Source organism: Actinomadura geliboluensis (assembly GCF_005889745.1).
In the GTDB taxonomy this organism is placed as follows: domain Bacteria; phylum Actinomycetota; class Actinomycetes; order Streptosporangiales; family Streptosporangiaceae; genus Spirillospora; species Spirillospora geliboluensis.
This window is the reverse complement of sequence record NZ_VCKZ01000484.1, coordinates 1-6,452: the sequence shown is the minus strand read 5'-3', so window position 1 is coordinate 6,452 and position 6,452 is coordinate 1. Positions and strand designations below refer to the sequence as shown.

8 protein-coding genes are annotated in these 6,452 nt (G+C 73.9%); 5 read left to right on the top strand and 3 right to left on the bottom strand.

The annotated features are described in order from the left end of the window. On the top strand, positions 1-123 hold a 123-nt coding region (locus ETD96_RS39165; protein WP_274704662.1), incomplete at its 5' end, for an acyl-CoA dehydrogenase family protein. Here the strand turns inward: ETD96_RS39165 and ETD96_RS39160 are convergent. Both ETD96_RS39160 and ETD96_RS39155 read right to left on the bottom strand, forming a co-directional pair. Continuing rightward, positions 116-1,534 carry a sensor histidine kinase gene (locus ETD96_RS39160; protein WP_138641544.1) on the bottom strand — a complete coding sequence of 473 codons (1,419 nt, stop codon included), beginning with the start codon at positions 1,532-1,534 and terminating at the stop codon, positions 116-118. The genes ETD96_RS39165 and ETD96_RS39160 overlap by 8 nt on opposite strands. A 1-nt stretch (position 1,535) precedes the next feature. After that, positions 1,536-2,216, bottom strand: coding sequence for a response regulator transcription factor (locus tag ETD96_RS39155; RefSeq protein WP_138641543.1), 681 nt, complete (start codon positions 2,214-2,216; stop codon positions 1,536-1,538). A 116-nt stretch (positions 2,217-2,332) separates the two neighbouring features. On the opposite strand from ETD96_RS39155, the gene ETD96_RS39150 reads away from it, so the two are divergent. Genes ETD96_RS39150 through ETD96_RS39135 form a run of 4 tightly spaced genes read left to right on the top strand, consistent with a single transcriptional unit; the run spans position 2,333 to position 5,272 of the window. Then, positions 2,333-2,953, top strand: a complete 621-nt coding sequence (locus tag ETD96_RS39150) for a PepSY domain-containing protein (RefSeq protein ID WP_138641542.1) — start codon at positions 2,333-2,335, stop codon at positions 2,951-2,953. 40 nt (positions 2,954-2,993) lie between these two features. Continuing rightward, positions 2,994-3,797, top strand: a complete 804-nt coding sequence (locus ETD96_RS39145) for an SAM-dependent methyltransferase (RefSeq protein WP_138641541.1) — start codon at positions 2,994-2,996, stop codon at positions 3,795-3,797. Between the two features lie 20 nt (positions 3,798-3,817). After that, positions 3,818-4,294, top strand: a complete 477-nt coding sequence (locus tag ETD96_RS39140) for an SRPBCC family protein (RefSeq protein ID WP_138641540.1) — start codon at positions 3,818-3,820, stop codon at positions 4,292-4,294. A gap of 33 nt (positions 4,295-4,327) precedes the next feature. Continuing rightward, the gene (locus ETD96_RS39135) at positions 4,328-5,272 is read left to right on the top strand and encodes a ribose-phosphate diphosphokinase (protein ID WP_138641539.1); all 945 of its coding nucleotides are present in this window, start codon (positions 4,328-4,330) and stop codon (positions 5,270-5,272) included. 118 nt (positions 5,273-5,390) lie between these two features. Here the strand turns inward: ETD96_RS39135 and ETD96_RS39130 are convergent. Further along, positions 5,391-6,452 (bottom strand): SNIPE associated domain-containing protein (locus ETD96_RS39130; RefSeq protein ID WP_205719686.1); only part of this gene is annotated, 1,062 nt, incomplete at its 5' end.

Below are 6,452 nucleotides of genomic sequence, written 5' to 3'. Positions count from 1 at the left end.
GGCTATGGCTACACGCGGGAGTTCCCGGTGGAGCGGATGATGCGCGACGCCAAGATCACCCAGATCTACGAGGGCACCAACCAGATCCAGCGCATGGTGATGGCCCGCCAGCTCCTCAAGTAGCCGGCAGCCGCACCTCGAACAGGGCGCCGCCGCCGGGGGCCTCGCCGACGGTGAGGCTCCCGCCGTGCGCCGCGACCAGGTCCCGGGCGATGGCGAGGCCCAGCCCGGCGCCCCCCTCGTCGCGGCTGCGGGCGTCGTCCAGCCGGACGAACCGCTCGAAGATCCGCTCGCGGTCGGCGGGCGGCACCCCCGGCCCGTCGTCGGCGACGCGCAGCACCGCCGACCCCGCCTCTTCGCGCAGCGACAGCCGGACGGCCGCGTCCGCGTGCCGCTGCGCGTTGTCGAGCAGGTTGCCCACCACCCGGGCCAGTCGCCCCGGGACGCCCATGACCTGCGGGTCCCCCTCGATCGACGCCTGGACGGCGACGCGGTCGCCGGGGGCGCGGCGGTCCAGCTCGTCCCGGACGAGCCGGCCGAGCGCGACCGGCCGGGCGGGGGGCCGCTCGCCGGCGTCGATGCGGGCGAGCAGCAGCAGGTCGGCGGCGAGATGCTGGAGCCGCACGACGTCCTCGACGAGGCCGTCCACGTCGAGCAGCTCCGGATGCGCGGCGGCGACCTCCAGCTGCGTGCGCAGCGACGCGATCGGGCTGCGCAGCTCGTGCGAGGCGTCCGCGACGAAGCCGCGCTGCCGCGCCACCGACTCCGCCAGCGCGGCGAGGGTCTCGTTGGTCGTGGCGGCGAGGTCGGCGATCTCGTCCCGCGCGTCCGGCACGGGCACCCGCCGGGCCAGGTCGCCGGACGCGGTGATCTCCGCCAGCTCCGCCCGGACGGCCTCCACCGGCCGCAGCGCCCGCCGCGTGACGAGCCAGGTCACGCCGGCGACCACCGCCAGCAGCAGCGGCAGCCCGGCGAGCATCGCGCGGGTGACCGTGCTCGTCGCGTCCCGCGCCGCGGCGAGGTCGGCGCCCGCGTACACGGTGACCGTCTCGTCGCGCGGCGTCGTCACCTCGACCGCCGCGAACCGGTACTCGGCCGTCTGGCCGTCCACCGTCGCGCGGCCCGTGCTGAACCCCGGGTCGTCCCCGGACACCTCGCCGCGTCCCGGGTCGTCGTCGCCGTGGTCGTCATCGCCGCCGCCGCGCGCGGCCGCGCCCGGCCGGACGCCGGGGGAGCCGGTGCCGTGGATGGCCTGGAGGTCCTCGCTCACCGCGCGCACGCGGCCGTCCTCGCCGACGACCTGCACGGGATGGTCCTCGCCGTCGGGCAGGTCGAGGCTCCGGTACGGCGTGCCCGCCGCGAGCTGCGCCGCGACCTCCCGCGCCGCGACCTCCGCCCGCAGGTCCGTCTGGCCGGCCAGGTTCGCGCGCAGCAGCAGCACCACCGCGAGCCCGGCGGCGACCAGCGCGCCCGCCACCACGGCCGTCGCGCCCAGGGTCGTGCGGGCCCGCACGGACCCGAGGCGGCGCGCCATGTCAGGCGCCCCCGTCCCGGGCCAGCCGGTACCCGGCGCCGCGCACCGTCGTGATCGACCGGCGCCCGAACGGGACGTCGAGCTTGCGGCGCAGCGCGCTCACGTACACCTCGACGATGTTGGGGTCGCCGTCGTAGGCGAAGTCCCAGACGGCCTCCATGATCTGCGCCTTCGACACGACCTGGCCGGCGTTCGCGGCGAGGTGCTCCAGGACGGCGAACTCCTTGGCGGTCAGCTCCACCTCCGCGTCGCCCCGGAAGACGCGCCGCGCCGCCGGGTCCACGGTGAGGTCGCCGAGCATGATCGCGGGCGCGGCGCCGCGCGTGCGGCGGCGCAGCAGCGCGCGGACGCGCGCCACCAGCACCACGTACGAGAACGGCTTGGTGAGGTAGTCGTCCGCGCCGGTGTCGAGGCCCTCCGCCTCGTCGTACTCGCCGTCCTTGGCGGTCAGCATCAGGATCGGCGTCTCGTCGCCCGCCGCCCGCAGCTCCGCGCACACCCGGTAGCCGTTCATCCCCGGCAGCATGATGTCGAGGACGATCAGGTCGTAGCCGCCGCCGAGCGCCAGGTGCAGGCCCTCCGCGCCGTCGTGGACGGCCTCCACGACGAAGCCCTCGGCCGTCAGCCCCCGCGCGAGGGACGTGGCCAGGCGCTTCTCGTCCTCCACGATCAGCAGGCGCATGCCCCCCAGCCTGCCAAACGCCACCTGAAGGCGGCTTCAGGTTGCTTCAGGTGGGCTACAGGAAGACGCACCAACGTGGGTCTCGCAATGCGGAACCGAACGGAAGGTGCAACTCGATGAAGAACAACGCACGGCGCCTGGTCACCAAGCGCGGGCTGCTGGTCTCGGCCGTCGCCGCGGGCGTGCTGGCCGCCGGCGGGACGACGGCCGCGTTCGCCACCGCGCAGGACGCGCCGGCCGCGGCCGCGGCCCCGTCCGACGACCGGCCCGGCGGCGCGGCCGCCGCTCCGGAGGTGGCGCTCGCGCAGGCGGCGGACGCCGCGCTGAAGAAGGTGCCCGGGACGGTCGCGGAGGCCGAACTCGACGACGAGGACGGCAAGGCGGTCTGGGAGCTCGACGTCCTCGCCCAGGACGGAACCTGGCACGACGTGACCGTCGACTCCGGCGACGGCAAGGTGCTGACCGACCGCGCCGACGAGGACGGCGACGACGCCGCGGAGGCCGCCGCCCTGCGCAAGGCGTCGGTGGGCGCGCCCGCCGCCGCCGACGCGGCGCTGAAGGCCGTCCAGGGGCACGTCACGTCCGCCGAGTTCGAGCTTGAGGACGGCAAGGCCGTCTGGGAGGTCGACGTGGCCGGCAAGGACGGCGCCGAGCACGAGGTCACGGTGGACGCCGCGTCCGGCAAGGTCCTCACCCAGAAGACCGAAAAGCCGGACGACGACGGCGGCGAGGACTGACGGGCGCCGGGGCCGGGAAGGGACACCGCAGGAGGTGTGCATGAGCGAGCAGAGATCCGGCCCCGGCCCCGGCATCGACACCAGCGTGTCGCACGTGGCGCGCATCTGGAACTACTGGCTGGGCGGCAAGGACAACTATCCGGTGGACCGGGAGGTCGGCGACCAGATCCTCGGCATGCTGCCGGACGTCGCGAGGCTGGCCCGCGCCTCCCGGCTGTTCCTCAACCGGGTGGTGTGGCACCTGGCCGCCGAGGCGGGCGTCCGCCAGTTCATCGACATCGGGACGGGCCTGCCCACGGTCGACAACACCCACGAGGTCGCCCAGCGGGCCGCGCCCGAGTCGCGGATCGTCTACGTCGACAACGACCCGCTCGTCCTGGAGCACGCGAGGTCGCTGCTCACCAGCACCCCGGAGGGGCACACCGCCTACATCCACGCCGACCTCCGCGAGCCCGAGGGCATCCTGGAGGGCGCCGCGGAGACGCTCGACTTCAGCCGGCCCGTCGCGTTCACGCTGATGGGCATCCTGGAGTTCGTCCCCGACGACGAGCAGGCGTACGCGATCGTGCGGCGGCTGCTGTCCGCGGTGCCGTCCGGCAGCTATTTCGCCATGTACGACGGGACGAACGTCGTCCACGGCGAGGCGTCCGACCGGATCGTGGACGTGTGGAACGCCTCCGGCAACGCGCAGCTCGTGCTGCGCACCCCCGAGCAGATCGCGGGCTTCTTCGAGGGCCTGGAGATCGAGGAGCCCGGGATCGTCCCGGTGACGCACTGGCGCCCCGACACGCCCGGCGAACCCGAGCCGGTCGACGCCTACGGCGGCGTGGGCCGCAAGCCCTAGACCACCCCGAGAGCAGGCCGATGACCGCGGACGACTTCGTCTACACGATCTACATCAACGCCGCGCCGGAACGCGTCTGGGAGGCCCTCACCGACCCCGCCGCCACCCGCCGCTACTGGGGCGTCGCCTTCGAGACCGACTGGGCGCCCGGCTCGGCCATGACCTGGCACGAAGAGGACGCGGTGACCGCCGACCCCGAGCAGACCGTCCTGGAGGCCGAGCCGGGCAGCCGCCTGTCCTACACCTGGCACACCTTCACGCCCGAATGGGCGAAGAGCGTCGGGGTGGACGAGGAGACCCGCCGCGCGCTCATGGCGGAACCCCGCTCAACGGTGTCCTTCACCATCGAGCCGGCCGGCGCCACCACCAGGCTTACCGTCGTCCACCGCGCGGGCGAGGCGCTGCTCGCCATGTCGCGGCAGGGCTGGCCGCACGTCCTGTCCGGGTTGAAGACACTGCTGGAGACCGGCGAACCCCTCCCCACCACCGACCTCTAGCATGACCCCGGACGATCACGTGAGGAGCGGTTCGTGCGAGAGATCGCCGTGTTCAGCGGTAGCGCCCACCCGGAACTGGCCGCCGAGGTCTGCGCGCACCTCGGGGTGCCGCTGAGCCCGTCCCGGGTCGACCGGTTCGCCAACGACTGCCTGGAGGTGCAGCTGCAGGCCAACTGCCGGGAGCGGGACGTCTTCCTGATCCAGCCGCTCGTCGCGCCCGTCCAGGAGCACCTCGTCGAGCTGCTCCTGATGTGCGACGCGGCCCGCGGCGCGTCCGCGAGCCGCATCACCGTCGTCATGCCGCACTACTCCTACGCCCGCTCCGACAAGAAGGACGCGCCGCGCATCTCCATCGGAGGGCGCCTGGTCGCCGACCTCCTCGTCGCCTCCGGTGCGAGCCGCGTCCTCGCCATGACCCTGCACTCGCCGCAGGTGCACGGCTTCTTCTCCGTCCCCGTCGACCACCTGCACGCGCTGCGGGAACTCGCCGACCACTTCCGCGGGTACGACCTGTCGCGCACCACCGTCGTCTCGCCCGACCTCGGCAACGCCAAGGAGGCCGCGGCCTTCGCCCGCCTCCTCGGCGTCCAGGTCGCCGCGGGCGCCAAGCAGCGCTTCCCCGACGACCGCGTCCAGATCAGCTCCGTCATCGGCGACGTCGCCGACCGCGACGTCATCGTCCTGGACGACGAGATCGCCAAGGGCAGCACCGTCCTGGAGCTGCTGGACCGGCTCCGCGAACTGGGCGCCCGCAGCGTCCGCGTCGCCTGCACGCACGGCCTGTTCGCCGCCGGCGCCCTCCAGCGCCTCACCGCCCAGCCCGACGTCCTGGAGATCGTCTGCACCAACACGGTCCCCGTCCCGAACGGCGACCGCAGCGACAAGCTCCGCATCCTGTCCATCGCCCCGGCCCTCGCCGAGGCCGTCCGCCGCATCCACAACGGCGAGTCGGTGAGCGCCCTCTTCGAGTCGCCCTGAGCTACCTGCGGCTCTGCCGGAACTCCTCGGCCTCCGGCACCTCGGTGTACTCCAGCAGGTGGCTGCCGGCGACCCGCTCCAGCGCCTCGCGCACCTCGCCGGGCGTCGCGTAGAAGAACTACGCGTCGCCGAGCTCCCGCACCCGGTCCATCGGGTCCAGCCGCCGCGTCATGCCGATCTTCACCATCCGCTCGCCGAACGCCCCGATGTTGGAGATCACGTACACGTAGCCGGCCCGCACCTTCGCCGCCCGGCCCTCCACGTCGTCGATGGCCGCCTCGACGTCGGCGAGCTTGGCCCGCAGGTCGGCCGCGCCCGCCGCGTCCCCGTTGGCCTCCAGCCTGGCGAGGGCCGACTCCACGTGCGAGCGCTCCTTGAGCAGCCGGGCCTTCTCCCGCTCGAACTCCTTGCGCGCCTTGTCCTCCTCGCGCTGCCGCTCCCGCTCGGCCCGCACCCGCTCCTTCTCCTCCTCCACCTTCGCGAGGTGGTCGGCGGTGAGCCGCAGCTCCCGGACGCGGACCTCGCGGTACCGGCGGCCGACCCGGATGTCCATCGTCTTGCCGAGCCGCTCGATCGTCTGCGCCGTCTTGTCCAGCCGGTCGATCGCGGACTGGAGCTTGTAGGGGCGCATCGTCCGGATGAGGTTGTCCGCCTCGGCGTTGTAGGCCCGCAGCATCAGCTTGGAGAAGTCCCGCACCATCTTCGCGCCCTGCGCGGCGGACCCGTTCACCGTCCAGTGCGTCGCGCCGACGACCGCCTCGCCGCCACTCGCCATGGACTTGATCCGGTCCTTCACCTTGGCCAGCTCGGCCTTGTAGGCGACGACGTCCTCGAGCGGATGCTGGTACTCGTAGATCCCCGCCTCCTGCAGCAGGGCGAGGTCCTGCGTCTCGACGATGTCCTTGCGCAGCCGCGCCAGCTCCCGGCGCTTCTCCGCGGTCTGCCGCCGCACCTCGGCGGCCTCGTCCCGCAGCCGCGCGATCTCCGCGGCGACGCCGGGGGCGTCGAGCCCGCCTAGCCGCTCCAGCCACTGCCGCAGCTCCGCGTTCTCGGCCTCCAGCTCCTCGATCCGCTGCCGCTTCCCGCCGAACACCGGCAGGGTCCTGGACGCCGAATGCGCGGACCCCGGCGCCCGGACGGGCGACGCGGGGACGGGCGGCGCGGGCGCCGGGACGGGCGG